Source organism: Pseudomonas sp. MWU349, assembly GCF_017947325.1.
Classification (GTDB): domain Bacteria; phylum Pseudomonadota; class Gammaproteobacteria; order Pseudomonadales; family Pseudomonadaceae; genus Aquipseudomonas; species Aquipseudomonas protegens.
The window spans coordinates 257449-283348 of the sequence record NZ_JAFEVP010000004.1 but is presented as its reverse complement, the minus strand read 5'-3'; the positions used below and the strand labels follow the sequence as shown (position 1 = coordinate 283348).

Below are 25900 nucleotides of genomic sequence, written 5' to 3'. Positions count from 1 at the left end.
ATGGCTCACTAGTATCAACGAGTCTATATAAACCAAGAAATGTGCGCGAGTTCACAAACAACTAGTGCATTAATTGCCTGACTGTCCTGCAGGCTGATAGGGAGATCAAACCAGGTGGATGTACCGATGTTGCTCGCCGCGATTTCAGCAACTTCGCCTTGTGGCGAAGACCTGGAATATGACGCGGATTTCTTGCACTTGGAGCGGGCCGCACAGGGCCAGCCCGAGCGCAGCATGGGCGACTCGATCCTGCCGGCCGAACCGCCGGACTGGCGCAGCATCCAGCAACAGAGCCTGGATCTGCTGGCGCGCAGCAAAGACCTGCGCATCACCCATTTTCTCCTGCAGAGCACCCTGGCCCTCGAAGGCCTGCCGGGCCTGGCCACCAGCCTCGAACTGATCGACGGCCTGCTTCGGGACTACTGGGCGGACCTGCATCCGCGCCTGGACGCCGACGACGACAATGACCCCACGGTGCGCATCAACGCCCTGGCCGGCCTGGCGTCCAACACCACCATCGGCCTGCTCCGCGAAGCCATCCTGACCCGTTCCCGAGCCTTCGGCCCGGTGAGCCTGCGAGCCGCGCTGAACGCCGCCGGCCTGCAGCACTTTTCCGGCGAGAGCCTGGGCTCCGACCACCTGGCCGGCGCCCTGCAGGACAGCGACCCCGAGCACCTGGATGCTATTCGCAGCGCCTTGAGCACAGCCCGCTCGGCGGCCGAAAGCATCGAGAAACAGGTCAGCGAACAGGTAGGCTCGGCCAGCGGTGTGGACCTCACGGCCCTCAAGCAGCCCCTGCGCCTGGCGCTGCAGGTGCTGGGCCAGCACGCCCCGCAAGGCGCCCAGAACGCAGCCGAGGAACACTCCGACGGGCCGTCCACCGAAGTGCCCGACGCGCCCGCAGCGCCAGCCCCGGCACGGATTTCCGGCGAGATAAACAGCCGCGAAGACGTGCTGCGCAGCCTTGACCGGCTGCTGGCCTACTACAGCCGCCACGAGCCTTCGAGCCCGCTGCCGGTGTTGCTCAACCGGGCCAAGAACCTGGTCAACGCCGACTTCGCGGCCATCGTGCGCAATCTGATTCCCGACGGCATGTCCCAATTTGAAAACCTGCGCGGCCCTGAATCCGACTAACCCCGGAACAGCCGAGCAGTATCGTCAGCGGCAACCACCGACCGACGCCAACACCGTCGCAGCAGCGACCAGGAGCACAACGTGGCGAAGCAAAGTTCTCAAAAGTTCATCGCGCGCAACCGCGCGCCCCGGGTGCAGATCGAGTACGACGTCGAACTCTACGGCGCCGAGAAAAAGGTCCAACTGCCCTTCGTCATGGGCGTGATGGCCGATCTCGCCGGCAAGCCCGCGGAGCCCCTGGCGGCCGTGGCCGATCGCAAGTTCCTGGAAATCGACGTCGATAACTTCGACTCGCGCCTCAAGGCCATGCAGCCTCGGGTGGCCTTCCACGTGCCCAACGAGCTGACCGGCGAAGGCAACCTGAGCCTGGACATCACCTTCGAGAGCATGGACGACTTCAGCCCGGCGGCCGTGGCGCGCAAGGTCGATTCCTTGAACCAGTTGCTGGAAGCCCGTACCCAGCTGGCCAACCTGCTGACCTACATGGACGGCAAGACCGGCGCCGAAGAAATCATCATGAAAGCCATCAAGGATCCGGCGTTGCTCCAGGCCCTGGCCAGTGCGCCAAAGCCTGCTGACTCCGAGCCGAACGCATAAATCAGGACCAACGATCATGACCGAATTGATGCGTGACAATCAGGCGCAACCCGGCGCCACCGAGCAGGCCAGCGAATTCGCCTCGCTGCTGCTACAGGAATTCAAGCCCAAGACCGAGCGTGCTCGCGAAGCTGTTGAAACCGCGGTGCGAACCCTGGCCGAGCAGGCCCTGGCGCAGACCGACCTGGTGTCCAACGATGCCATCAAGTCGATCGAGTCGATCATCGCCGCCATCGACGCCAAGCTCACCGCCCAGGTCAACCAGGTGATCCATCACCCGGAATTCCAGAAGCTGGAAAGCGCCTGGCGCGGCCTGCACTACCTGGTGAACAACACCGAGACCGACGAGCAGCTCAAGATCCGCGTGCTCAATATCTCCAAGCCGGAGCTGCACAAGACCCTGAAGAAATTCAAGGGCACGGCCTGGGACCAGAGCCCGCTCTTCAAGAAGATGTACGAAGAGGAATACGGCCAGTTCGGCGGCGAGCCCTACGGCTGCCTGGTGGGCGACTACTACTTCGACCAGTCGCCACCGGATGTGGAGCTGCTGGGCGAGCTGTCCAAGGTCTGCGCCGCCATGCACGCCCCGTTCATCGCCGCGGCTTCGCCGACCGTGATGGGCATGGGCTCGTGGCAGGAACTGTCGAACCCGCGCGACCTGACCAAGATCTTCACCACCCCGGAATACGCCGGCTGGCGCTCGCTGCGTGAATCGGAAGACTCGCGCTACATCGGCCTGACCATGCCGCGTTTCCTGGCGCGCCTGCCATACGGAGCCAAGACCGACCCGGTGGAAGCCTTCGCCTTCGAGGAAAACACCGACGGCGCCGACAGCTCCAAGTACACCTGGGCCAACGCCGCCTACGCCATGGCCGTGAACATCAACCGTTCGTTCAAGCATTTCGGCTGGTGCTCGCGGATCCGCGGCGTGGAGTCCGGTGGCGAGGTGGAAAACCTCCCGGCCCACACCTTCCCCACCGACGACGGTGGCGTGGACATGAAGTGCCCGACCGAGATCGCCATCTCCGACCGCCGTGAAGCGGAACTGGCGAAGAACGGCTTCATGCCACTGCTGCACAAGAAGAACACCGACTTCGCCGCCTTCATCGGCGCCCAGTCGCTGCAGAAGCCGGCCGAATACGACGACCCGGACGCTACCGCCAACGCCAACCTGGCCGCGCGCCTGCCGTACCTGTTCGCCACCTGCCGCTTCGCTCACTACTTGAAGTGCATCGTGCGCGACAAGATCGGCTCCTTCAAAGAGAAGGACGAGATGCAACGCTGGCTGCAGGACTGGATCCTCAACTACGTCGACGGTGACCCCGCGCACTCCACCGAAACCACCAAGGCCCAGCACCCACTGGCCGCGGCAGAGGTGGTGGTCGAGGAAGTCGAAGGTAACCCCGGCTACTACAACTCGAAGTTCTTCCTGCGCCCGCACTATCAGCTTGAAGGGCTGACCGTGTCGCTGCGCCTGGTATCCAAACTGCCGTCCGCCAAGGGCGCCTGACCCATAACCGACTCAAACCTGTCGTCGCGGCCCCAAGGCCTGGTGCAGCGGCGACAGACGCTGAATCAACATCGTGGCAAGTGCCACACAGGGAGAAAACATGGCTGTTGATATTTTCATCAAGATCGGTGACATCAAGGGCGAGTCCATGGACAAAGCCCACAAGGACGAAATCGACGTGCTGAACTGGAGCTGGGGCATGTCCCAGTCCGGCAACATGCACGTGGGCGGTGGCGGCGGTGCGGGCAAGGTGAACATCCAGGACCTGTCGCTGACCAAGTACGTGGACAAGGCATCGCCGAACCTGATGATGCATTGCTCCAGCGGCAAGCACATCGACAAGGTGCGCCTGACCGTGCGCAAGGCCGGCGGCGAAAGCCAGGTCGAGTACATGATCATCGACCTGGAAGAAGTGCTGATCACTTCGCTGAGCACCGGCGGTTCGGGCAGCGATGACCGCCTGACCGAAAACATCACCCTGAACTTCGCTCAGGTGATGGTCGAGTACCAGCCGCAGAAAGCCGACGGCACCAAGGACGGCGGCCCGATCAAGTACGGCTGGAACATCCGCTCCAACACCAAGCGCTGATCCGCTGCGGTCGCCGCCCTGTGGCGGCGACCGACCCGGCCCTCGCGTTGCGCCTGGCGCAACGCGAGGACGGTTGGCCAGGACCGCGTTCTCGTGAGTCTTTGGTTATGCCCCTTTTCGTGACGTCATGCCTGCGCCATCCGATCCTGGAGCGAACCCTTTGGTAACCGACATCGCCGCCCGCGATCGCTTGCAACCCTCTTTGCTGGATCGTCTGACCGACGATGAACCCGGCAACCTGAAAGAAAGCCCGGACAAGCGCGTGCTGTCCCTGAGCCAGCTCAAGGCCTCGGTACTGCGCGACCTGGCCTGGCTGCTCAACACCACTTCCCTGCTGGAAGCCGACGCCACCCTGCACACCCCCGCCGGTACTTCGGTGGTCAACTACGGCCTGCCGGCCCTGGCCGGGTACAGCGCTTCGAGCATCGATATCCCGGCCCTGGAGGCGCTGATCCACCAGGCCATCGCTACTTTTGAGCCGCGCATCCTGCGCAGCACCCTGCGGGTACGCGCACGCACCGCGCCCGGGGAAATGAACCACAACGCCCTGAGCTTCGAGATCGAAGGCGACCTCTGGGCCCAGCCGATGCCCCTGCGCCTGCTGCTGCAAACCGACATGGACCTGGAATCGGGCCATGTACGGGTGGTGCACGCCGACTCTCGGAGGCGCTCATGAACCCGCGCCTGTTGGAGCTGTACAACCAGGAACTGCACCACGTGCGCGAAAGCGCCGCGGAGTTCGCCAAGGAATTCCCGAAGATCGCCAGCCGCCTGACCCTGTCGGGCATGGACTGCGCCGACCCCTATGTCGAGCGCCTGCTGGAGGGCTTCGCCTACCTGACGGCCCGGGTGCAGCTCAAGCTTGATGCCGAGTACCCGACCTTCACCCACAACCTGCTGGAGATCGCCTACCCGCACTACCTGGCACCGACCCCGTCGATGACCGTGGTGCAGTTGCAGGCCGATCCCGACGAAGGCTCCCTGAGCAGCGGCTTCACCCTGGAGCGCGGCACCAGCCTGCGCGCCGCCCTGGGCCGCGATACCCAGACCTGCTGCGAATACCGCACCGCGCACCCGGTGACCCTGTGGCCGCTGCAAGTGGCCCAGGCCGAGTACTTCGGCAACCCGTCGGCAGTGCTCGGGCGCCTGGCCGCCAGCGAGCCCAGGGCCAAGGCCGGGCTGCGCCTGACCCTGCGCACCGGCGCCGAGCTGCCGTTCAACAGCCTGGCCCTGGACGAGTTGCCGCTGTACCTGAACGGCAATGACGAACAGCCGTTCCGCCTCTACGAACAGCTGCTGGGCAACGTCTGCGCGGTGTTCGCCCGGGCCCCGGGCGGCGACTGGGTCGAGCGCCTGCCCCCGGACGCCCTGCGCTCGCGCGGTTTCGACGACCGCGACGCGGCGCTGCCGGTGGTGCCCCAGGCCTTCCAGGGCTACCGCCTGTTGCAGGAATACTTCGCCCTGCCCAACCGCTTCCTGTTCGTCGAATTCGCCCAGCTGGGCCGCGCGGTCCAGCGCTGCGCCGGCCAGGAGCTGGAACTGATCGTGCTCTTCGAGCGCTTCGACCAGAGCCTGGAAGGCAGCGTCGGCACCGCTCAGTTCGTGCCCTTCTGCACCCCGGCGATCAACCTGTTTCCCAAGCGCCTGGACCGTATCCACCTGTCCGACCGGGTCAACGAGCACCATGTGATCGCCGACCGCACCCGGCCGATGGATTTCGAGGTCCACTCGCTGACCGCCATCAGCGGCCACGGCACCGGCCCGGAACAGCCGTTCCTGCCCTTCTACGCCGTGCGTGATCCGTCCCGCTACGGTCGCGACCAGTCCTACTACATCGTCCGGCGCGAGCCACGGGTGCTGTCCAGCGACCAGCGTCGCAACGGCCCGCGCTCCACCTACATCGGCAGTGAATCCTTCGTCAGCCTGGTGGATAGCCGGCAGGCGCCCTACCGCCACGACCTGCGCCAGCTCGGGGTCAGCGCCCTGTGCACCAACCGCGACCTGCCGCTGTTCATGAACGTGGGCAGCGGCAAGACTGACTTCACCCTGGCCGACAGCGCCCCGGTACAGGCCATCCGCTGCCTGGCGGGCCCGAGCCGGCCGCGCCCCAGCCATGCCCACGACGGCAAGGCCTGGCGCCTGATCAGCCAGCTGTCGCTGAACTACCTGTCCCTCGCCGAACAGGGCCAGGGCGCGGCGGCCCTGCGCGAGCTGCTGCGGCTGTACGGCGACAGCAACGACGCAGCCCTGCAGTTGCAGATCGAGGGCCTGCGGGAAGTCAGCAGCAAGGCGGTGACCCGGCGCCTGCCGATGCCCGGGCCGATCGTCTTCGGCCGGGGCCTGGAGATCACCCTGGAGTTCGATGAAAACGCGTTTCGCGGCACCGGGGTGTTTCTGCTCGGCGCGGTATTCGAGCGCTTCCTGGCACGTTATGTGTCGATCAACAGTTTTACCGAGACGGTGATCCGTACCACCGAACGCGGCGAGATCATGCGATGGAAAGCCAAGCCCGGACGTCGTCCGACTCTTTGAATACGCTGACGGCGATGCGCGCCGAGCCCTGGGAGTACGACTTCTTCCAGGCCCTGCGGCGTATCGAATGCCTGTCGCCGCAACTGCCGCGCTTCGGTCACTCCCTGCGCCTGGCGGACGATCCCTTGCGCCTGGGCCAGCAGGCCGACTGCACCTTCGCCCCGGCCACCCTGGCCTCCGTCACCCCCGGCAGCGACGGCGCCGCAACCCGTCTGGAGCAGTTCTTCTTTGGCCTTGGCGGGCCCAACGGGCCGCTGCCGCTGCACATCACCGAGTACGTGCGCGAGCGCCAGCGCAACAACGCCGACAGCACCAGCAAGCGCTTTCTCGATGTGTTCCACCACCGCCTGCTGAGCCTGTTCTACCGGGCCTGGGCCGAAGCCCGGCCGACAGTGAGCCACGACCGCCCGGACGACGACTACTGGTCGGCGCGCCTCGCCGCCCTGAGTGGCCGGGGCATGCCCAGCCTGCTCAAGCAGGGGCTGATCCCCGACACCGCCAAGCTGCACTACAGCGGCCACCTGGCGGCCCAGACCCGCTACCCGGATGGCCTGCGGGCGATCATCGGCGAGTACTTCGGCCTGCCGGTGCAGATCGAGGAATACGTCGGCCAGTGGCTGGAGCTGCCCGATCGCAGCCGGCTCGGGGTGCAGTCCCATCAGCTGGGGGTGGACTTCTGCCTGGGCAGCCACGTCTGGGACCGCCAGCACAAATTCCGCATTCGCCTGGGTCCGCTGAAGCTCGACGAGTACCTGGGGATGCTGCCCGACGGCCAGCAGTTCAAGGAACTGGTGGCCTGGGTCGCCGAATACCTGGGGCATGAACTGGACTGGGACCTGAACCTGGTCCTGCTCAAGGACGAAGTGCCCAAGCTGCAACTCAACGGCCGCCAGCGCCTGGGTTTCAACACCTGGCTCGGCCAACCCGGCAGCGATGCCAAGGATCTAATACTGGCCCGGCACTACGCCGACCTGGCCACTACCTCACATACACCAAGGAGCACAGAGCATGGGTGAAATCAGTCGCGCGGCGCTGTTCGGCAAACTCAACAGCGTTGCCTACAAAGCCATCGAAGCCGCCACGGTCTTCTGCAAACTGCGGGGCAACCCCTATGTGGAACTGGCCCACTGGTTTCACCAGTTGCTGCAACTTACGGACTCGGACCTGCACCGCATCATCCGCCAGTTCAACCTGGAGCCGGCGCGCCTGGCCAAGGACCTGACCGAGGCCCTGGACCGCCTGCCCCGGGGCTCGACCTCGATCACCGACCTGTCGTCCCACGTCGAGGAGGCGGTGGAACGCGGTTGGGTCTACGGCAGCCTGATGTTCGGCGAAAGCCAGGTGCGCACCGGCTACCTGGTGATCGGCATCCTCAAGACCCCGAGCCTGCGCCATGCGTTGCTGGGGCTGTCCCGCGAGTTCGACAAGATCAAGGTCGAGACCCTGTGCGAGCGCTTTGACGAGTACATCGGCGACTCGCCGGAAAACGCCCTGAGCGCCAGCGACGGCTTCAGTGCCGGCGCGGTGCCCGGTGAAGCCAGCGGCGCCATGGCCCCCAGCGCCCTGGGCAAGCAGGAAGCCCTCAAGCGCTTCACCGTCGACCTCACCGAACAGGCCCGCAGCGGCAAGCTGGACCCCATCGTCGGCCGTGACGAAGAGATCCGCCAACTGGTGGACATCCTCATGCGCCGCCGGCAGAACAACCCGATCCTCACCGGTGAAGCCGGGGTCGGCAAGACCGCGGTGGTGGAAGGTTTCGCCCTGCGCATCGTCGCCGGCGACGTGCCGCCGGCGCTCAAGGACGTCGAGCTGCGCAGCCTCGACGTCGGCCTGCTGCAGGCCGGCGCCAGCATGAAGGGCGAGTTCGAACAGCGCCTGCGCCAGGTCATCGAGGACGTCCAGGCCTCGCCCAAGCCAATCATCCTGTTCATCGACGAAGCCCACACCCTGGTAGGGGCCGGTGGCGCCGCCGGCACCGGCGACGCGGCCAACCTGCTCAAGCCGGCCCTGGCCCGTGGCACCCTGCGCACCGTGGCCGCCACCACCTGGGCCGAGTACAAGAAGCACATCGAGAAGGACCCGGCCCTGACCCGGCGCTTCCAGGTGGTGCAAGTGGCCGAGCCTTCGGAAGACAAGGCGCTGCTGATGATGCGCGGCGTGGCCTCGACCATGGAACAGCACCATCAGGTGCAGATCCTCGACGAAGCCCTGGAAGCCTCGGTCAAGCTGTCGCACCGCTACATTCCCGCGCGCCAGTTGCCGGACAAGTCCGTCAGCCTGCTGGATACCGCTTGCGCCCGCGTCGCCATCAGCCTGCACGCCGTGCCGGCCGAGGTGGACGATAGCCGCCGGCGCATCGAGGCCCTGGAAACCGAGCTGCAGATCATCGCCCGGGAACAGGCGATCGGCGTGGCCATCGGCAACCGCCAGGCCAACAGCGAGAGCCTCCTGGCTGCCGAGCGCGAGCGCCTGGCCGAGCTGGAAAGCCGCTGGGCGCAAGAGAAGACCCTGGTGGACGAACTGCTGGCGACCCGCGCCCAACTGCGCGAGAACGTCGGCCTGGTGGACAGCGACGTCGGCGACGACAGCCACGGCCTGCGGGAAAAACTGGTGGACCTGCAACAGCGCCTCAACGCCCTGCAAGGCGAAAGCCCGCTGATCCTGCCGACCGTGGACTACCAGGCCGTGGCCTCGGTGGTGGCCGACTGGACCGGGATTCCCGTGGGGCGCATGGCCCGCAACGAACTGGAAACCGTGCTCAACCTGGACCAGCACCTGAAAAAACGCATCATCGGCCAGGACCACGCCCTGCAGATGATCGCCAAGCGCATCCAGACCTCCCGCGCCGGCCTCGACAACCCCAACAAGCCGATCGGCGTGTTCATGCTGGCCGGCACCTCCGGGGTGGGCAAGACCGAAACCGCCCTGGCCCTGGCCGAAGCCATGTATGGCGGCGAGCAGAACGTCATCACCATCAACATGAGCGAGTTCCAGGAAGCCCACACCGTATCCACCCTCAAGGGCGCCCCGCCGGGCTATGTCGGCTACGGCGAAGGCGGCGTGCTCACCGAAGCGGTACGACGCAAGCCCTACAGCGTGGTGCTGCTGGACGAAGTGGAAAAGGCCCACCCGGACGTGCACGAGATCTTCTTCCAGGTGTTCGACAAGGGCGTCATGGAAGACGGCGAAGGCCGCATGATCGACTTCAAGAACACCCTGATCCTGCTCACCACCAACGCCGGCACCGAACTGATCGCCAACGTCTGCAAGAACCCGCAGGCGGTGCCCGAGCCGGAGGAAATCGCCAAGGCCCTGCGCCAGCCACTGCTGGAGATCTTCCCGCCGGCACTGCTGGGGCGCCTGGTGACCATTCCCTACTACCCGCTGAGCGACGAGATGCTCAAGGCCATCACCCGCCTGCAACTGGGGCGGATCAAGAAGCGCGTGGAAAGCACCCACAAGGTGGATTTCGACTTCGACGACGAGGTCATCGACCTGATCGTCTCGCGCTGCACAGAGACCGAAAGCGGCGGGCGGATGATCGACGCCATCCTGACCAACAGCCTGCTGCCGGACATGAGCCGCGAGTTCCTCACCCGCATGCTCGAAGGCCGCTCTCTGGCCGGGGTACGCATCCGACAGCGCGACAACGAACTGCACTACGACTTCAGCGAGCCGGCCTGACCCCGCGCCCTCTGCAGGAGCTGGCTTGCCAGCGAAGTGCCCGCCACCCTGATGGACCTGGCGCCTTCGCGAGCAAGCTCGCTCCTACAGGGGGCTGGCCTGGCACACCACGCATTCAACGAGACTGACGATGTTATTTCAGCAATCCACACGACTGGCACAGGTCAACAGCCCCCTGGGACCGGACGTCCTGCTGCTCAAGAGCCTGGGCGGCGGCGAAGAGCTGGGGCGGCTGTTCGACTACCAGCTGCAACTGGCCTCCACTGACGCCAACATCGACCTCAACCAGTTGCTAGGCAAGCCCATGGGCCTGAGCGTGAAACTGGACAGCGGCGGCCAGCGACACTTCCACGGCATCGTCGCGCGCTGCAGCCAGAACATCGACACCGGGCAGTTCGCCAGCTACGAGGTGACGCTGCGCCCCTGGCTGTGGCTGCTGAGCCGCACCTCCGACTGCCGGATTTTCCAGAACCTGAGCATCCCGCAGATCATCAAGCAGGTGTTCCGCGACCTGGGCTTTTCCGATTTCGAGGACGCCCTGAGCCGCCCCTACCGGGAGTGGGAGTACTGCGTGCAGTACCGCGAGACCAGCTTCGATTTCGTCAGCCGGCTGATGGAACAGGAAGGCATCTACTACTTCTTCCGCCACGAGAAGGACCGCCACGTACTGGTTCTGGCCGACGCCTATGGCGCCCACAGCAGCGTGCCCGGCTACGCCTCGGTGCCCTACTACCCGCGAGACGAGCAGCAGCGCGAGCGCGACCACATGTTCGACTGGCACCTGGCCCAGGAGGTGCAGCCCGGCTCGCTGGAGCTCAACGACTACGATTTCCAGCGCCCCAGCGCCCGGATCGACGTGCGCTCGGCCATGCCGCGGCCCCACAGCGCCGGCGACTACCCGCTCTACGACTACCCCGGCACCTACGTGCAGAGCAGCGACGGCGAGCACTATGCCCAGACCCGCATCGAGGCCCTGCAAAGCCTGCATGAGCGCATCGAGCTCAGCGGCAACGCGCGAGGCCTGGGCGTGGGCAACCTGTTCAGCCTCACCGGCTTCAGCCGCCAGGACCAGAACCGCGAATACCTGATCGTCAACATCCGCTACTACCTGGTCCAGGAAAGCCTGGAGAGCGGCGCTGGCGGCGGCTCGGCGCAGTTCGAGAGCCACCTGACCTGCATCGACGCCCAGCAGAGCTTCCGCCCCCTGGCCACCACCCACAAGCCCATGGTGCAGGGCCCGCAAACCGCGCGAGTGGTGGGCCCGGCCGGGGAAGAGATCTGGACCGACCAGTACGGCCGGGTCAAGGTGCACTTCCACTGGGACCGCCACGACCAGTCCAACGAAAACAGCTCGTGCTGGATTCGCGTGTCCCAGGCCTGGGCCGGGAAGAACTGGGGCTCGATGCAGATCCCGCGCATCGGCCAGGAAGTCATCGTCAGCTTCCTGGAAGGCGATCCCGACCGCCCGATCATCACTGGCCGGGTGTACAACGCCGAACAGACCGTGCCCTACGACCTGCCCGCCAATGCCACCCAGAGCGGCATGAAGAGCCGCTCCAGCAAGGGCGGCAGCCCGGCCAACTTCAACGAAATCCGCATGGAAGACAAAAAGGGTGCGGAGCAGTTGTACATCCACGCCGAGCGCAACCAGGACATCGTGGTCGAGGTCAACGAAAGCCACTCGGTGGGCAACAACCGCAACAAGAGCATCGGCCACGACGAGTACGTGACCATCGGCAACAAGCGCACGCGCATCGTCCAGCACGTGGATGAGCTGACGGTGGGCGAGAAGAAGCTCGACAGCATCGGCCAGAGCTACGTGATCGAGGTCGGCGAGCGCCTGCGCCTGGTGTGCGGGGCCAGCATCCTGGAGCTCAACGCCAGCGGCCAGATCAACCTGTGCGGGGTCAACATCAGCGTGCATGCCTCGGCCGATGCCCAGATCAATACCGGTGGCGTGCTGCACCTGAACAACGGCGGCGGCCCAGGTACCACCACCGAGGGCCAGGGCGTGCAGGGTGCCATCAGCGCCAAGGCCAAAGCACCCTTTACCGCCCCCAAAGGCTAATGAACGGATGCCCATGCCATGACCTATCGCCTCAATGAATTGCAGTTCCAGCCGCCTGCCGGCGAACTGCAGGACGCCTCGATCAACATCCTCAAGTTCCCGGCCCTGGGCACTTCACTGATCGTCAGCCGCAGCTTGCTGGGCGACGGCGAAACCCTGGAGAGCAACCTGGCCAGCCAGCTGCAGCGGCTGGAGCAGCAAGTGCAGGACCTGCGCTGCCAGGCTCCGCAACCGGTGCTGCTGGGCCCGGCCCAGGACATCCAGGGCCTGGAGCTGCGCAGCCAGTTCAACAAGGGCAAAGAACAGGTGTTCCAGTTCCAGCTGGCCCTGGTGCTGCCCGGCACCCGACAGATGCTCGCCATGAGCTACGTCAAGGCACAGAAGCTCGGCGACGCGGAAGCCGCCCATTGGGCGCAGATCAAGAACACCCTGGTGCTGGGCTGAGGCAGGGCCATGTCTGACGCACTGTGGGCCGCCCGCCTGGGTGACGGGCTGGAACACACCTCGATGATGGCCGACATTCTCGGCGGTGTGCTGGAGGTGGCGGCCACCATCGCCATTGGCACCCTGGCCACCATGGCAGTGGCCGCGGCGGTGGGTATCAGCCTGGCCACCGGTGGCCTCGGCGCCTGTGTGCTGGGACTGGTGGTGAGCATTGCGGTCGGCGTGGCGATGAACAAGACCGGAGCCGACAAGGGCCTGAGCAGTTTATGCGAGGGCCTGGCCAATGCGTTGTTCCCGCCCTCGATCCAGGCCACCATCGCCAGCGGCTCGAACAAGGTGCTGACCAACAACAAGCCCGCGGCCCGCGCTGCCGGCACCGCACCGCCCTCGCACATCAGCGGCGACGGCGCCGAGGAAGGCGAAGCCACCGATACGCCTTCGGCCACCCCCGAGGAAGAATCCGGCTTTATCGACATGGCCAAGGAGTTCTTCGCCCAGATGTGGCGGCCCACCGTGGCCTACCCCGCGCCCGGAACCACTCCCAAGGACCTGGACCTGGTGACCTGCACCAAGCACCCGCCGATGCCGCCACAGTACCTGGCCGAGGGTTCGGATAAGGTCAGCATCGAAGGCCAGCCGGCGGTGCGCAGCGGCGATCGCAGCACGTGCGACGCCAAGGTGGTGTCTGCGGGGCCAATCTCCCCTGACGTGACCATCGGCGGCGGTTCGGTGGTGGTGCGCGAGATCCGCAGCGGCAAGACCCCCGGCGTGGGCCTTGCCATGACCGCGCTGCTGATGCTCAAGGGCGGCAAGGGCAAGTTCTGGAGCAACCTGCCATGCATGCTGATGGCCGGGGTCAACTCCTTTGTCGTCGGCCAGGCCACCAATGCGCTGACCCAAGCCATCTCCGGTTCGCCGAACCCGGTGCATGCCGCCACCGGGGCCAAGGTGCTGGGTGACGACCACGACCTGGATTTCATCCTCCCCGGCCTTCTGGAAATAGCCTGGCAACGCTTCTACAACAGCCATGATCTGCGCCGCGACGGGATGTTCGGGGCCGGCTGGAGCGTGCCTTACGAGGTGAGCGTGGAGCTTGTGCCCCACGCCGAAGGCGGTCAGAGCCTGATCTACTGCGACGAGCAGGGCCGGCGCATCGATATGGGTTGGATCGCCCCGGGCGCGGCCGTGTTCAGCCCTGGCGAGGGTCTGAGCGTCAGGCGCCATACCGACGGACGTTTGCTGATCGAGGGCGTGGATGGCCTGTACCGCCTGTTCGAAGCGAGCCCGACCCAGGCTTCCAGGCTACGCCTCTGCCTGCTGGGAGACCGCAACGACAACCGCATCCACATCGACTACGACCCGCTGGGACGCCTCTGTGCCCTGCATGACGCCGACCGGCTGATCCGGGTGGAGCTGACCTACAGCAGCCAGTGGCCACAGCGCGTGGCGCGGATCGACCGCCTGTATCCCGATCAGCAGCGCGAGCAACTGGCCGGCTACGACTACGATGCCCAGGGCGATCTGGCACAGGTTCGCGACGTCGACAACCTGGTGCAGCGGCGCTTCGCCTACGACAGCGGCCGGCGCATGATCGAGCACCAGTTGCCCAGCGGCCTGCGCTGTTTCTATGAATGGGCCTGCATCGACGAGCGCGAATGGCGGGTGAGCCGGCACTGGACCGACGAGGGCGCCGAGTACCGCTTCGCTTACGACCTGCAGGCCGGCACCACCCTGATCATCGACAACCTGCAACGCCAGAGCAGCCGGCGCTGGAATGCCCAGCAGCAGATCACCGAATACACCGACAACCTGGGCCTGACCTGGTGCTTTGAGTGGAACGACGAGCGCCAGCTGCTCGGCGCCACCGATCCACAGGGCGGCCAGTACCGCTTCGGCTATGACGAAGCCGGCAACCTGTGCTCGGGCTCCGACCCGCTGGGGCGCTCCGAAACCACCCTGTGGCTGGAACACTGGGCCCTGCCCCGGATTCATACCGACGCGGCGGGCAACAGCTGGAGCTACGACTACGACAAACGCGGCAATTGCATTCGCGAGACCGACCCGTTGGGCCATGCCACCTGTTACCGGCACGATGCCAGGGGCCAGGTGGTGGAGCTGACCGACGCCACCGGCAAGCGCAAGCAACTGTCCTGGAACGCCGTCGGGCAGTTGGTCAAGCATGTGGACTGCTCGGGTTACCCCACCACGTTCGGCTACGACTGGCGGGGCAACCTGCAGGTCGTGACCAATGCCCTGGGTGAGCGCCAGACCTATGAACACGACGCCAACGGCTACCTGCTCAACAGCCAGTTGGCGGACGGGCGCGTGGAACGCTTCCAGCGCGATGCCAGTGGCCAACTGATCGCTTATATCGATCCGGCCGGACACGCCACTGGCTACCAGTACGACCGCCAAGGCCAGGTGCAGCAGCGTATCGACGCCCTGGGTCGCCAGGTGCGCTTCAATTACGACAGCTTTGGGCGCCTGCTGAGCCTGACCAACGAGAACGGCGAGAGCTATGGTTTTTCCTGGGATGCGGGCGATCGCCTGGTCGCCCAGCGAAACCTGGACGGCAGCGTCCGCCACTATGCCTATGACGCCCTGGACAACCCCGTCCGCATAGAGTTCGTGGCCGCGCCCCAGCACCCGGACCAAACGGCGCCGATCGTTCATCAACTGCAACGTGACGCGGCGGGACGGCTGGTCGCCAAGCTCACCAACGACGGCCAGACCCGCTACAGCTACGACCCGCTGGACCAACTGAGCAGCGTTGAATTCATTGCCAACGACGGTCAGCAGCACAGGCTCGGCTTTGTCTATAACGCCCTCGGCCAACTGGTGGAGGAACAGAGTGGATCGGGGCTCCTGCAGCATCAGTACGACGAGTTGGGCAACCTGATCCAGACCCGCCTGCCCGATGGCCGCCCACTCAATCGCCTGTATTACGGCAGCGGTCACCTGCACCAGATCAACCTCGACGGCCAGCTGGTCAGCGATTTCGAGCGCGACCGCCTGCACCGCGAGGTGCTGCGCACCCAGGGCCGGCTCAGCACCACCAGCGAATACGATCGCTGCGGCCGTCTGCGCTCGCGCACGCTCGGTATGGCGTCAACTAGGGCACCAACACTGCCGGCAAAGGCACAGCGGCATTTCGAATTCGACCCTGGCGACAACCTGATCGGGCGCGAAGAACGACACGCCAATGGCCAAGATCGGCAACTGCTGAGTTACGACGCCAGCGGCCGCATCATCGCCAGCCAGGGACGCCTGATCGGCCAAAACGAAACCTTCGCCTATGACGCTGCGGCCAACCTGCTCGATGGCCCGCAAGCCGGCACCGGCAGAGTGCGGCACAATCAACTGCTGACCTACCAGGACAAGCGCTATCGCTACGATGCCTTTGGCCGCCTGAGCGAGAAACGCAGCGCCCGCCGCGGCGTGCAGCATTTCACCTATGACGCTGAACACCGACTGGTCGAGGTGCACAACCAAAGCGCGGGCAGAGAAACCCGGGTGCGCATGAGCTACGACCCGCTGGGGCGACGCATCGCCAAGCGCGTCTACGACAGCCAGGGACTGTTGCTGGGCGAAACCCGCTTTACCTGGGAAGGCATGCGGCTACTGCAGGAGCACAGTGATGCCCGGAGTAGCCTGTACATCTATGCCGAGGATGAATACGAGCCCCTGGCCCGGGTCGATGGAGAGGCTGCGCAGCAGAAGATCCGCTACTACCACAACGACCCCAGCGGGCTGCCGGAACAGTTGACCGAAAGCGACGGCCACGAGGTCTGGCGCGCACGCTATCAGGTCTGGGGCAACACCGTGGAAGAGGTACGCGAGCCCTATTACATCGAAGAGCAGAACTTGCGCTTCCAGGGCCAGTACCTGGACCGGGAAACCGGCCTGCACTACAACATCCTGCGTTATTACGACCCCGACATCGGGCGCTTCACCACCCCGGACCCGATCGGCCTGGGCGGTGGCATCAATGCCTACACCTACGCCGACAACCCTTTCGGCTGGATCGATCCGCTGGGCCTGGCGCCGTGCGGCACCGCGGGCGCCCGCGGCAAAGTCCATGGCAACAGCAACGCGAGCACCAAGCCCAACCACGTGTATGTGATCGTCGATACGCGGACGGGGAAGATGCTGAAACCGGGGATCAGTGGCCAGCCCCTGAACAAGAACGGCACGTCCCCCCGGGCGAACACACAGTTGGCCGAGCTCAACAAACCGACGCCGGGACGTTACAAGGCCGTGATCGTGGAGAAGAACAAGAGCCGGGTCCAGGCCAAGGCCACCGAGCGGAAAATCACCGACAAATACGGTGCCCGCAACAGAGGCAAACCGCCCTCTCCCATCCACAAGAGGCCGGTGACGCAAGTTGACACTCGAGATGGCTACACGAAACTATACGGCACGCCAGACAACCGCTAGAAGGCACAGCGCCCCCCATGAAACTCAACATGCTGACCCTCCAGGAAAGTGACGCCGCCCCCCGCACGGTGGGAATCCGCCTGCGCCAGCTGAGCCACCCGCTCACTGAAATCTTCATGGCCTTGCTGCCGAAAATCGAAGTCGACGGCAGCAGCAAGATAACCGTAGCGCTGGGACCGCAGGGAGACGAAGAGGCGTTCGACAACGTGCTGGGCGCCACCTGTGTGTTCATTGAGGATTTTGACTTCAAACACTTCCTGGCCCAGGACCCCGACACGCAGAACCGCCAATTGCTGGAGTTGCTGCGACAGAACCTGATCGCGATTGCCACCCGCAAAGGCGAAAATGCACAAGCGGTCGACGCAATCAACGCCACCGCCGACGCCGTCGCTCAGACCCAGTTCCAGTTGACCCTGCCCATCAAGAAGCTGAGTAAAAGCAGCAAGGACCGAAAAACCCGCTTCGAGATTTTCCGGCGCCTTGATTCGGCCGTCGGCGAAGCCTGGTACTGCGCGGTCACCCGGCCGGGCGCCGAGGCCGTGGAAAAGATCTGCATGAACGATATTCCAGGGCTGATCGACCGCCGCGATTTCTTCAAGACCGCCGAAGTGACCGACACCGGCTATATCGTCAAGAACAGCTTTGGCACAGTGGTTTTCCAAGCCCCGCTTGCCTGAAGCGATGAACCACCGGGCTTGGGCTCAAATCGCCGTGCCGCGATTCTTGCCCGGCTTGATGATCAGCAACGCGTCCAGCTCGCGCTTTCTGGCACGGCTGACGAACGCCAGCGCGGCCTGCAGATCCTGTTCGAACAGGTCGAAGGTCGCGCGCTCGATGGCGTAGTACTCCTCGTACTCGACCACCCCAAGGCTCACCGGAAAGGTCAGGTAGTACTGGCCGGTGGATTCCTCGATGCCCATCGCGAACATCTCTTCGCGGTTGACCAACAGATCGTTGAACTTCATGTCGGTTCCTACCGGGCAATGCGCCTCAGGGCAGGGACCGATCAGGCTTTCGAAGGCTGCGGCTTGAGGCTCTGCATGGCCTGTTTCCAGGCCGGTTCATGATGCACCAGGTCGTTGACCGTGGTGGTCAGGGTGGTGATCAGCACGGCCGGCTTACGCTCGATGAAGACCTGGCGCAGCATCAGCTCGCGCCCTTCGCGTTTCCAGCTGTAGTCCAGCAGCACCGCGGCATGGCCGTGCATGTCGAAGTCCCAGCGCTTGATCAGGTTGAAACCTGGCAGTTGCTGCTCGGCAGCATTCAGCTGCGCGGCGACATAATCGGCAAAGGCGGCGTCGCCCTGGCTCGGGTCGCGGCTGATGACGAAGCTGGCTTCCTGGGCACCGCCGACGGCCGGCAGCTTGAAGATATTGATGCTCTGGTCCTGCCAGGCGTCAGGAATATCGAGATCGGCTTCTTGAATGCGATAGCTGGACAAGAGTTTGGCGTTCCATGCTGAAAGAGTGATTCGGAGAGTGGCAAATATTCAGGCAACCGCCGGCAACAATCAAGGAACCACTCGGCAACTCTGCCCAGCGGCCGCGGCCCCTCAACGCGCTTCCAGGCAGGACGCGTAGGCACGGGCGAAGCCTTGATCGAACTTGAGGGCCTGGGGCTCTTCGGGGTCGATGCTGACGTTCCACAGGGCCTGCTGCGGCACGTCGTAGCGGACCCAGCCGATGATCCCGCTGCCGGAGGTTTCGTAGAACAGCTGCAGGCTCAGCTGGTCGCCATCGTCGCGGTCGATCAGCAGCTTGAGGTGCTCCGGGGTAGTGAAGTCGCGGTAGGGAAAATCGCTGCTGCGTACCAGTTCGGTGAGGTAGCCGTAGCAACCCTTGCCCGGGTTCGATTCCTCCGCCAGGGCGGGCGTGGCCGCGCAGGCAATCAGCAGGCCCAGGCCTGTCAGGTTCAGATACCGCATGATTGCCCCTTGAGGGTGAGGGTTTCGACCTGGTCGTTCATCTCGATGCGCGCCAGCACCTGGCGGTCGTGAGACTCCTGGTACTCGCTGAAATTGTTGCGTTTGAGAATGTTCAGGGTGACCCGGATATGAGCGCCGGTGTTCTGGTACTCGCTGCGTTCCGGGCCCTGGGCGGCGCCGGTGAGTTCCACCAGCTGGCCGGCGGTCTTGAGGTAAAGAAAGCGCTGGTCCACTTCCACCAGCAGGCGCGGAGCCTTGGGCGCCACGCTGTAGTCCTCGCGGGCCAGGGAATAGCCGCAGAGCCAGGCGCCGGAACTGTCGTATTTCTGGCTGTGGAACCAGCTGAGGGCCTCGCGATAGCCGATCTGCTGCAGTCGCGAGTCGTTGCCGGCAGCGGCCGATGACAGGCCAAGGCTGAACAGGCAGCCCACAATCAGGGCAACTGAACCGGGGCTTGCAAGGCCGTGCAGCAGTGCGGCCCATGAAAGGGGGCTGTCAGTGGGGCGGGTCATCCTTGGCCTTAGATCAAAAATCGAACGATCGCGCATCCTAGCCACGCCAACGCGGCTTCGCAAGAACATCTACGGGCACACGGCAGGCAAAAAAATAGGCACCCGATGCGCTCGGCGTGCCTATTTCCCCTGCGTGCTCCCGCTGCCGGGAGCGCGCTCAATGCTTATGGGTTGACGCTGTCTTTCAGCGACTTGCCCGGTTTGAATGCCACGGTGTTGCTGGCCTTGATCTTTACCGGCTCGCCGGTCTGCGGGTTCTTGCCGGTGCGGGCGCCACGGTGACGTTGCAGGAAGGTGCCAAAACCAACCAGGGTGACGCTGTCTTTGCGGTGCAGAGCCCCGGTGATCTCTTCAAGAATGGCGTTGAGCACGCGATTGGCCTGCTCTTTGGTCAGGTCCGCTTTTTCAGCAATGGCTGCGGCGAGTTCTGGTTTACGCATAGTGTGAAGCCTCTTTGACGGTTTTTTGTTGTTATGTCCGTGCTGTTCACGGGAACAGCGCCCAAGGCGCCGCAGGCTCTACGCTGCGGCAGACGGGTGTGAGGATGGCACGCGCTTGAGAGTGGCGCCAGTCTCCCCGCGACCTTTGTGGGGGCAAGAACCGGGTTATTCCGACAGAACGACCGGTATTTAAGCCAGCAACGCAGGAAGTTCCTTGTTCAGGGCCAGTTTCTCCATCACCGCGGCCCCGGTCAGGGCGTAGCCCAGCAACTGGCCATCGGCGTTGCGGCACAGGACCTTGATGTCGGCCCCCTGCCCTTCGGCGGTCCATACGCCTTCGGCCCCACGGGGCGGCGGCGACACCACCAGGGGGCAGACCGGAGTCTTGACGGTGATCGGCATGGGCCCGTAGCTGACCGCGGTCGGCTTGCCCGCCAGGGTCTGCGCCAGCGCCCGGGCGCAGCTCATCAGCGGCATCACGTACAGCAGGTTGAGCCCGTCGACCTCGGCGCAATCGCCCAGGGCGTAGATATTGGCGTGGGAGGTTTTCAGCTCGCGGTCCACCACCACTCCGCGATTGACCACCAGCCCGGCGGCAGCCGCCAGGTCGATGCGCGGGCGCAGGCCGATGGCCGAGACCACCAGGTCGCAGGCGATCACCTGGCCATCGGACAGGTGGGCTTCCAGACCGTCGGCGCTGCGCTGCAGGCGGTTGAGCACCGGGCCCAGGTGGAAGCGCGCGCCCAGGCTCTCCAGCCCGGCCTGGACCGCCGCCGCTGCGGCCGGGTGCAGCAGGGTCGGCATCACCTGCTCGCAAGGTGCCACCAGGTCCACGCTGTAGCCGCCGAGGATCAGGTCATTGGCGAACTCGCAGCCGATCAGCCCGGCGCCCAGCAGCAGCACCCGACGCTTGCCGGCCGCGGCGCTGCGAAAGCGCGCGTAGTCTTCCAGGTCATTGATGGGGAAAATCAGCTCGGATGCGTCGCCCTGCACCGGCACCCGCACGGTTTCCGCGCCCCAGGCCAGGATCAGGTCGCGATAGGCCACCGCTTCCTCGCCGATCCACAGGCGCTTGTGGCCCGGGTCGATGCCGCTGATGCGGGTGTGGGTGCGGACCTCGGCCTTGAGCTGCTCGGCCATGGCGCCAGGCTCGGCCATGCTCAGGCCGTCGGCGTCCTTGTTCTTGCCGAAGCCGGTGGACAGCATCGGCTTGGAGTAGGAACGGCCATCGTCGGCAGTGATCAACAGCAGCGGCGTCTCGCTGTCGAGCTTGCGAAACTCCCGGGCCAGGTTGTAACCCGCCAGGCCCGTCCCCACGATCACTACCGGTGCGCTCATTCCCTGCTCCTTGTTATTGGTTGTTCAAGCCACAAAAGTCGATCAAGCGATCTCGATCATTTCGAAATCCATCTTGCCCACGCCGCAGTCCGGGCAGAGCCAGTCCGCGGGCACATCTTCCCAACGGGTACCCGGCAAAATACCGTCGTCCGGCCAGCCTTCCGCTTCGTTGTAAATCAGGCCGCAGACCACACATTGCCACTTTTTCATTGATGCATTTCCTCAAGGGTTCAGGCTTCGCCGGTGGGTCGGTCGATGGATCGACTCTAGAAGGCCACGCTGATCAGCGTCCGGCACTGGGGTTTTTTACTGATCACTACCGGCAGATGCAAGCACGTTCGTGCCGCCGGGCGCGCTGGATCAATCAAAACCGGCGATCGCCATGCTAAGCTCGCCGCCTCATTTGCTGCCAATACTGACCCACTGTGCCGCACTCAATGCCCCCCGCCCCGGCCCCCACCTGGCTGGTGCAAAGCCGTTTGTCCCCCTTCCCCGGCGCAGCCGTTGCCAACTGGCTGTTCGATGAAGGGTCGCTGACCCGGCGCCTGACCCGGCTGTCCCACAACGCCTTCAGCGTCACCCCGCTGGTGCAAGAGTGGCAAACCCTGCGCAACGACGAATGCGCCGCCTTGGGCCTGCCCGAACAGAGCGAAGGCTGGGTGCGCGAGGTGTACTTGCGCGGGCACGGCCAGGCCTGGGTGTTCGCCCGTAGCGTCGCCGCCCGCAGTGCCCTGCTCGAAGGCGGCCTGAATATCGACGAACTGGGCAGCCGCTCCCTGGGCGAGTTGCTGTTCTGCGACCAGGCCTTTACCCGCCAGCCCATCGAAGTCTGCCGCTACCCCCGGCACTGGCTGCCCGCTGCCGTTGCCGACAACGGCCTGTGGGGCCGTCGCTCACGCTTTGACCGCGGCCCCCTGAGCCTGCTGGTGGCGGAAATCTTCCTGCCCAGCCTGTGGACCGCCATAGACGCCCGACCGGAGGCCTGCTGATGTACCTGAGCCTGCTCAAATCCCTCAATCGCCTGCACCCGCGGGCCTGGGACTTCCTGCAACTGGCGCGCATGGACAAGCCCATCGGCATCTATCTGCTGCTATGGCCAACCCTGGTGGCGCTGTGGATCGCCGCCGAGGGCCAGCCGTCCCTGAGCCATGTGCTGATTTTCACCTTCGGCGTGATCCTGACCCGGGCCGGCGGCTGCGCCATCAACGACTTCGCCGACCGCAAGGTCGACGGCCAGGTCAAGCGCACCGACCAGCGGCCCCTGGCCACCGGCAAGGTCAGCGCCAAGGAAGCCCTGGCACTGTTCGCGATCCTCATGGGCGCAGCCTTCCTGCTGGTGCTGTGCACCAACGCCACCACGGTCTGGCTGTCGTTCGGCGCCCTGGCTCTGGCGGCCTGCTACCCCTTCATGAAGCGCTACACCTATTACCCACAGGTGGTGCTGGGGGCGGCGTATTCCTGGGGCATCCTGATGACCTTCACCGCGCAGAACGGCGAACTGCCGGCCACCGCGTGGCTGCTGTACATCGCCAACCTGCTGTGGACCGTGGGCTACGACACTTACTACGCCATGACCGACCGCGATGACGACCTGAAAATCGGGGTCAAGTCCACGGCGATCCTGTTCGGCGATGCCGACCGGGTAATCATTCTGACCCTGCAGGGCCTGTCCCTGGGCTGCCTGCTGCTGGCCGGGGCACGGTTCAACCTGGGGGGCTGGTTCCACCTGGGGCTGGCGGTGGCGGCGGCGTGTTTCGCCTGGGAGTTCTGGTACACCCGGGATCGCGACCGGATGAAGTGCTTCAAGGCCTTCCTGCACAACCACTGGGCGGGCCTGGCGATCTTTGTCGGGGTGGTGCTGGATTACGCATTGCGCTAGACCGTCAAGCAAGGCCCTGCGGGCCTTTTCGCAGCTTCGCCATGGCTCGGCAGCGGCTACAGGGATCGGTGTAGCCGCTGCCGCAAGCTGCGAATGGCCCGGAGGGCGGCGGGAGGTCAGTCGGATTTGGCGACCTTCCAGGCGCCGTCCATCTTGCCTTCGCCGGTCATGTCACCGGCCTTCTTGTCCATCACGAAGCCGTACAGCGGCTTGCCGTCGTAGGCCCACTGCATCTTGCCGTCGTCACGCTTGATCACCGTCCACTTGCCCATGGCCTTGTCACTGCCCTCGGCCATCAGCGGCGGCCAGTTGGCAGCGCATTTGTCATTGCACATGGACTTGCCGTCGGCATCCTTGGCAAAGGTGTAGAGGGTCATGCCCTTGTGGTCCACCAGCACACCGTCCTTGCTCATCGCCGGGTCGGCGGCCAGGGCGAATGTCGGCAGGGCCAGGGCAGCGCCTACCAAAAGGACTTTCAACGATTGCTTGAACAGAGTCATGGAAACCTTCTTTTGTGGTTGTCAGGAATCGGACTCAAAGCTTAGTCGACGAAGCAGCGCCCCGCCCCGCGACCTGAAATACTGTCACACGACTGCAATAATTCCGTTATCTAATGCGGCGCAAGACAGTTAAATGACAAGAGGTTCAAGCATGGTTGGCAGAAGCATTCTGATCGTTGACGACGAAGCGCCTATTCGCGAAATGATCGCCGTTGCGTTGGAAATGGCCGGCTATGACTGCATGGAGGCAGAGAACTCTCAGCAGGCCCATGCCATCATCGTCGACCGCAAGCCGGACCTGATCCTGCTGGACTGGATGCTGCCCGGTACTTCCGGTATCGAGCTGGCGCGGCGCCTCAAGCGCGACGAGCTGACCGGGGACATCCCGATCATCATGCTCACCGCCAAGGGCGAAGAGGACAACAAGATCCAGGGCCTGGAAGTCGGCGCCGACGACTACATCACCAAGCCGTTCTCCCCGCGCGAACTGGTGGCCCGCCTCAAGGCCGTGCTGCGCCGTGCCGGCCCTACCGATGGCGAAGCGCCAATCGAAGTCGGCGGCCTGCTGCTGGACCCCATCAGCCACCGGGTGACCATCGACGGCAAGCCCGCGGAAATGGGCCCTACCGAATACCGCCTGCTGCAATTTTTTATGACCCACCAGGAGCGCGCCTACACCCGTGGCCAGTTGCTGGACCAGGTTTGGGGCGGCAACGTGTACGTCGAGGAACGCACCGTGGACGTGCATATCCGCCGGCTGCGCAAGGCCCTGGGCGATGCCTACGAGAATCTGGTACAAACCGTGCGCGGCACCGGCTATCGTTTTTCCACCAAGGCCTGACGGCAGCGGCAAGCAAAGAGCGGCACGCCGATGAGTGACCGCTTCAACACTTGCAGCTTGGAGCTGCGCCACCCTCCACGGACGTGTTTCAAGTGAATCAAAACTGGCATGGCACCCTGATTCGCCACATGTTGCTGTTGATCACCGGCTGCCTGCTGGTGGGCCTGATCAGCGGCTACTACGGCTGGAGCCTGGCCGCCGGCCTGGGCATCTACCTGGCCTGGACCCTCAAGCAGTTGCTGCGCCTGCACGAATGGCTGCGCCTGCATCAACCCGACGAAGCGCCCCCCGACGGCTATGGCCTGTGGGGCGAGGTGTTCGACAGCATCTACCACCTGCAACGCCGCGATCAGCGGGTGCGCGGGCGCCTGCAGGCGGTGATCGACCGGGTCCAGGAGTCCACCGCGGCCCTTAAGGACGCGGTGATCATGCTCGACAGCGACGGCAACCTGGAATGGTGGAACCGCGCCGCCGAGACCCTGCTGGGGCTCAAGACGCCCCAGGACAGCGGCCAGCCGGTGACCAACCTGGTGCGCCATCCGCGCTTCAAGGAATACTTCGAGCAGGACAACTACGCCGAGCCGCTGGAAATCCCCTCCCCGGCCAACGACCGGGTACGCATCCAGCTCTATATCACCCGCTACGGCAACAACGAGCACCTGATGCTGGTGCGCGACGTAACCCGCATCCACCAGCTGGAACAGATGCGCAAGGACTTCATCGCCAACGTCTCCCACGAGCTGCGCACACCGCTGACGGTGATCTGCGGCTACCTGGAGACCCTGCTGGACAACGTCGAGGAAGTGAACCCGCGCTGGAGCCGCGCTCTGCAGCAGATGCAGCAGCAAGGCGGACGCATGCAGACCTTGCTCAACGACCTGCTGTTGCTGGCCAAGCTGGAGGCCACGGACTACCCGTCGGACAACCAGCCAGTGCCCATCGACGTGCTGCTGCAATCGATCAAGAGCGACGCCCAGGCGCTGTCCGGGGAACGCAACCAGCGCATCACCCTGGAAGCCGATGCCTCGGTACAACTCAAGGGCAGCGAGGCGGAGCTGCGCAGCGCCTTCTCCAACCTGGTGTTCAACGCAGTGAAATACACCCCGGCCGAAGGCAATATCCGCATTCGCTGGTGGGGCGACGAACAGGGGGCGCACCTGAGCGTGCAGGACTCGGGGATCGGCATCGACAACAAGCACCTGCCGCGCCTCACCGAACGCTTCTATCGGGTGGATTCGAGCCGCAACTCCAACACCGGCGGCACCGGCCTGGGCCTGGCCATCGTCAAGCATGTGCTGCTGCGCCACCGTGCGCGCCTGGAGATCAGCAGCGTGCTGGGCCACGGCAGCACCTTCACCTGCCATTTCGTTCCGGCCCAAGTGAAGAAAAACCGCACCCAGAGCCTGACCGACCAGCGCTGACAGCCACTCGCCCCTAGGCAATTGCCCTGTCAGCCGCTACATTGCGTAAC

At 64.7% G+C, this 25900-nt stretch carries 24 protein-coding genes; 16 read left to right on the top strand and 8 right to left on the bottom strand.

Features of this window, described 5'->3' with window-relative positions; all coding sequences use genetic code 11:
• Window positions 1-114: 114 nt before the first annotated feature.
• From tssA to KCG88_RS17565, 12 genes are all read left to right on the top strand, one after another.
• Complete coding sequence (gene tssA / locus KCG88_RS17620) at window positions 115-1134, top strand: type VI secretion system protein TssA (protein ID WP_047338129.1); 1020 nt, start codon at window positions 115-117, stop codon at window positions 1132-1134.
• 81 nt (window positions 1135-1215) lie between these two features.
• Complete coding sequence (gene tssB, locus KCG88_RS17615; protein ID WP_047289994.1) at window positions 1216-1731, top strand: type VI secretion system contractile sheath small subunit; 516 nt, start codon at window positions 1216-1218, stop codon at window positions 1729-1731.
• 16 nt (window positions 1732-1747) lie between these two features.
• Window positions 1748-3241 carry a type VI secretion system contractile sheath large subunit gene (gene tssC / locus KCG88_RS17610; protein WP_210712804.1) on the top strand — a complete coding sequence of 498 codons (1494 nt, stop codon included), beginning with the start codon at window positions 1748-1750 and terminating at the stop codon, window positions 3239-3241.
• 100 nt (window positions 3242-3341) lie between these two features.
• Window positions 3342-3830, top strand: a complete 489-nt coding sequence (locus tag KCG88_RS17605; protein ID WP_011064257.1) for a type VI secretion system tube protein Hcp — start codon at window positions 3342-3344, stop codon at window positions 3828-3830.
• Between the two features lie 160 nt (window positions 3831-3990).
• A complete protein-coding gene (tssE, locus tag KCG88_RS17600; protein ID WP_011064258.1) occupies window positions 3991-4506 on the top strand; it encodes a type VI secretion system baseplate subunit TssE in 516 nt (171 codons plus the stop codon).
• Window positions 4503-6362, top strand: a complete 1860-nt coding sequence (gene tssF / locus KCG88_RS17595; RefSeq protein WP_210712803.1) for a type VI secretion system baseplate subunit TssF — start codon at window positions 4503-4505, stop codon at window positions 6360-6362. The genes tssE and tssF overlap by 4 nt, the downstream gene beginning before the upstream one ends.
• Entirely contained in the window at window positions 6326-7378 is a 1053-nt protein-coding gene (tssG, locus tag KCG88_RS17590) for a type VI secretion system baseplate subunit TssG (protein WP_047289999.1), read from the top strand. The genes tssF and tssG overlap by 37 nt, the downstream gene beginning before the upstream one ends.
• Window positions 7371-10046 carry a type VI secretion system ATPase TssH gene (gene tssH / locus KCG88_RS17585; protein ID WP_047290001.1) on the top strand — a complete coding sequence of 892 codons (2676 nt, stop codon included), beginning with the start codon at window positions 7371-7373 and terminating at the stop codon, window positions 10044-10046. Before tssG ends, tssH begins: the two co-directional genes overlap by 8 nt.
• Before the next feature lie 130 nt (window positions 10047-10176).
• The gene (locus KCG88_RS17580; RefSeq protein ID WP_047290002.1) at window positions 10177-12114 is read left to right on the top strand and encodes a type VI secretion system tip protein VgrG; all 1938 of its coding nucleotides are present in this window, start codon (window positions 10177-10179) and stop codon (window positions 12112-12114) included.
• An 18-nt stretch (window positions 12115-12132) separates the two neighbouring features.
• Window positions 12133-12558, top strand: coding sequence for a DcrB-related protein (locus KCG88_RS17575; protein WP_047290004.1), 426 nt, complete (start codon window positions 12133-12135; stop codon window positions 12556-12558).
• 9 nt (window positions 12559-12567) lie between these two features.
• On the top strand, window positions 12568-16995 hold the full coding sequence (locus KCG88_RS17570) for an RHS repeat-associated core domain-containing protein (RefSeq protein WP_210712802.1): 4428 nt from the start codon (window positions 12568-12570) through the stop codon (window positions 16993-16995).
• A gap of 17 nt (window positions 16996-17012) precedes the next feature.
• Entirely contained in the window at window positions 17013-17672 is a 660-nt protein-coding gene (locus KCG88_RS17565; RefSeq protein WP_047290006.1) for a hypothetical protein, read from the top strand.
• 24 nt (window positions 17673-17696) lie between these two features.
• Here the strand turns inward: KCG88_RS17565 and KCG88_RS17560 are convergent, their stop codons facing one another.
• The 7 genes from KCG88_RS17560 to KCG88_RS17530 all read right to left on the bottom strand — a co-directional run bounded on the left by KCG88_RS17560 (window position 17697) and on the right by KCG88_RS17530 (window position 21419).
• The gene (locus tag KCG88_RS17560; RefSeq protein WP_210712801.1) at window positions 17697-17960 is read right to left on the bottom strand and encodes a hypothetical protein; all 264 of its coding nucleotides are present in this window, start codon (window positions 17958-17960) and stop codon (window positions 17697-17699) included.
• Window positions 17961-18001: 41 nt separating this feature from the next.
• Window positions 18002-18436, bottom strand: coding sequence for a DcrB-related protein (locus tag KCG88_RS17555; protein WP_047290010.1), 435 nt, complete (start codon window positions 18434-18436; stop codon window positions 18002-18004).
• Window positions 18437-18547: 111 nt separating this feature from the next.
• Window positions 18548-18919 carry a hypothetical protein gene (locus tag KCG88_RS17550; RefSeq protein WP_047338133.1) on the bottom strand — a complete coding sequence of 124 codons (372 nt, stop codon included), beginning with the start codon at window positions 18917-18919 and terminating at the stop codon, window positions 18548-18550.
• Window positions 18907-19431 (bottom strand): hypothetical protein, encoded by a 525-nt coding sequence (locus KCG88_RS17545; protein WP_210712800.1) that lies wholly within the window; start codon window positions 19429-19431, stop codon window positions 18907-18909. Before KCG88_RS17545 ends, KCG88_RS17550 begins: the two co-directional genes overlap by 13 nt.
• 164 nt (window positions 19432-19595) lie before the next feature.
• Window positions 19596-19871: an HU family DNA-binding protein gene (locus KCG88_RS17540; RefSeq protein WP_011064269.1), complete on the bottom strand. Its 276-nt coding sequence runs from the start codon at window positions 19869-19871 to the stop codon at window positions 19596-19598.
• Window positions 19872-20060: 189 nt separating this feature from the next.
• Window positions 20061-21209 carry an FAD-dependent oxidoreductase gene (locus tag KCG88_RS17535; protein WP_011064270.1) on the bottom strand — a complete coding sequence of 383 codons (1149 nt, stop codon included), beginning with the start codon at window positions 21207-21209 and terminating at the stop codon, window positions 20061-20063.
• Between the two features lie 42 nt (window positions 21210-21251).
• Window positions 21252-21419: a rubredoxin gene (locus KCG88_RS17530; RefSeq protein WP_011064271.1), complete on the bottom strand. Its 168-nt coding sequence runs from the start codon at window positions 21417-21419 to the stop codon at window positions 21252-21254.
• 215 nt (window positions 21420-21634) lie between these two features.
• Between KCG88_RS17530 and KCG88_RS17525 the strand changes: the two genes are divergently transcribed.
• Window positions 21635-22198 carry a chorismate lyase gene (locus KCG88_RS17525; protein WP_041120419.1) on the top strand — a complete coding sequence of 188 codons (564 nt, stop codon included), beginning with the start codon at window positions 21635-21637 and terminating at the stop codon, window positions 22196-22198.
• The gene (ubiA, locus tag KCG88_RS17520; RefSeq protein WP_210712799.1) at window positions 22198-23088 is read left to right on the top strand and encodes a 4-hydroxybenzoate octaprenyltransferase; all 891 of its coding nucleotides are present in this window, start codon (window positions 22198-22200) and stop codon (window positions 23086-23088) included. Before KCG88_RS17525 ends, ubiA begins: the two co-directional genes overlap by 1 nt.
• Before the next feature lie 116 nt (window positions 23089-23204).
• Here the strand turns inward: ubiA and KCG88_RS17515 are convergent, their stop codons facing one another.
• Window positions 23205-23588: a hypothetical protein gene (locus KCG88_RS17515; RefSeq protein ID WP_210712798.1), complete on the bottom strand. Its 384-nt coding sequence runs from the start codon at window positions 23586-23588 to the stop codon at window positions 23205-23207.
• 151 nt (window positions 23589-23739) lie between these two features.
• Here KCG88_RS17515 and phoB point away from each other — a divergent pair, with 151 nt between their 5' ends.
• Both phoB and phoR read left to right on the top strand, forming a co-directional pair.
• On the top strand, window positions 23740-24429 hold the full coding sequence (gene phoB, locus KCG88_RS17510; protein ID WP_003177195.1) for a phosphate regulon transcriptional regulator PhoB: 690 nt from the start codon (window positions 23740-23742) through the stop codon (window positions 24427-24429).
• A gap of 128 nt (window positions 24430-24557) precedes the next feature.
• Window positions 24558-25850: a phosphate regulon sensor histidine kinase PhoR gene (gene phoR, locus KCG88_RS17505; RefSeq protein ID WP_217438475.1), complete on the top strand. Its 1293-nt coding sequence runs from the start codon at window positions 24558-24560 to the stop codon at window positions 25848-25850.
• Window positions 25851-25900: the final 50 nt, after the last annotated feature.

What these genes read in the sequence shown, in the direction of transcription:
- tssC (WP_210712804.1), top strand. Translation starts at nt 1,748, where the DNA reads ATGACCGAATTGATGCGTGACAATCAGGCGCAACCCGGCGCCACCGAG.
- KCG88_RS17605 (WP_011064257.1), top strand. Translation starts at nt 3,342, where the DNA reads ATGGCTGTTGATATTTTCATCAAGATCGGTGACATCAAGGGCGAGTCC.
- tssF (WP_210712803.1), top strand. Translation starts at nt 4,503, where the DNA reads ATGAACCCGCGCCTGTTGGAGCTGTACAACCAGGAACTGCACCACGTG.
- tssG (WP_047289999.1), top strand. Translation starts at nt 6,326, where the DNA reads ATGGAAAGCCAAGCCCGGACGTCGTCCGACTCTTTGAATACGCTGACG.
- tssH (WP_047290001.1), top strand. Translation starts at nt 7,371, where the DNA reads ATGGGTGAAATCAGTCGCGCGGCGCTGTTCGGCAAACTCAACAGCGTT.
- KCG88_RS17580 (WP_047290002.1), top strand. Translation starts at nt 10,177, where the DNA reads ATGTTATTTCAGCAATCCACACGACTGGCACAGGTCAACAGCCCCCTG.
- KCG88_RS17575 (WP_047290004.1), top strand. Translation starts at nt 12,133, where the DNA reads ATGACCTATCGCCTCAATGAATTGCAGTTCCAGCCGCCTGCCGGCGAA.
- KCG88_RS17570 (WP_210712802.1), top strand. Translation starts at nt 12,568, where the DNA reads ATGTCTGACGCACTGTGGGCCGCCCGCCTGGGTGACGGGCTGGAACAC.
- KCG88_RS17565 (WP_047290006.1), top strand. Translation starts at nt 17,013, where the DNA reads ATGAAACTCAACATGCTGACCCTCCAGGAAAGTGACGCCGCCCCCCGC.
- KCG88_RS17560 (WP_210712801.1), bottom strand. Translation starts at nt 17,960, where the DNA reads ATGAAGTTCAACGATCTGTTGGTCAACCGCGAAGAGATGTTCGCGATG.
- KCG88_RS17550 (WP_047338133.1), bottom strand. Translation starts at nt 18,919, where the DNA reads ATGCGGTATCTGAACCTGACAGGCCTGGGCCTGCTGATTGCCTGCGCG.
- KCG88_RS17545 (WP_210712800.1), bottom strand. Translation starts at nt 19,431, where the DNA reads ATGACCCGCCCCACTGACAGCCCCCTTTCATGGGCCGCACTGCTGCAC.
- KCG88_RS17540 (WP_011064269.1), bottom strand. Translation starts at nt 19,871, where the DNA reads ATGCGTAAACCAGAACTCGCCGCAGCCATTGCTGAAAAAGCGGACCTG.
- KCG88_RS17535 (WP_011064270.1), bottom strand. Translation starts at nt 21,209, where the DNA reads ATGAGCGCACCGGTAGTGATCGTGGGGACGGGCCTGGCGGGTTACAAC.
- KCG88_RS17530 (WP_011064271.1), bottom strand. Translation starts at nt 21,419, where the DNA reads ATGAAAAAGTGGCAATGTGTGGTCTGCGGCCTGATTTACAACGAAGCG.
- ubiA (WP_210712799.1), top strand. Translation starts at nt 22,198, where the DNA reads ATGTACCTGAGCCTGCTCAAATCCCTCAATCGCCTGCACCCGCGGGCC.
- KCG88_RS17515 (WP_210712798.1), bottom strand. Translation starts at nt 23,588, where the DNA reads ATGACTCTGTTCAAGCAATCGTTGAAAGTCCTTTTGGTAGGCGCTGCC.
- phoB (WP_003177195.1), top strand. Translation starts at nt 23,740, where the DNA reads ATGGTTGGCAGAAGCATTCTGATCGTTGACGACGAAGCGCCTATTCGC.
- phoR (WP_217438475.1), top strand. Translation starts at nt 24,558, where the DNA reads ATGTTGCTGTTGATCACCGGCTGCCTGCTGGTGGGCCTGATCAGCGGC.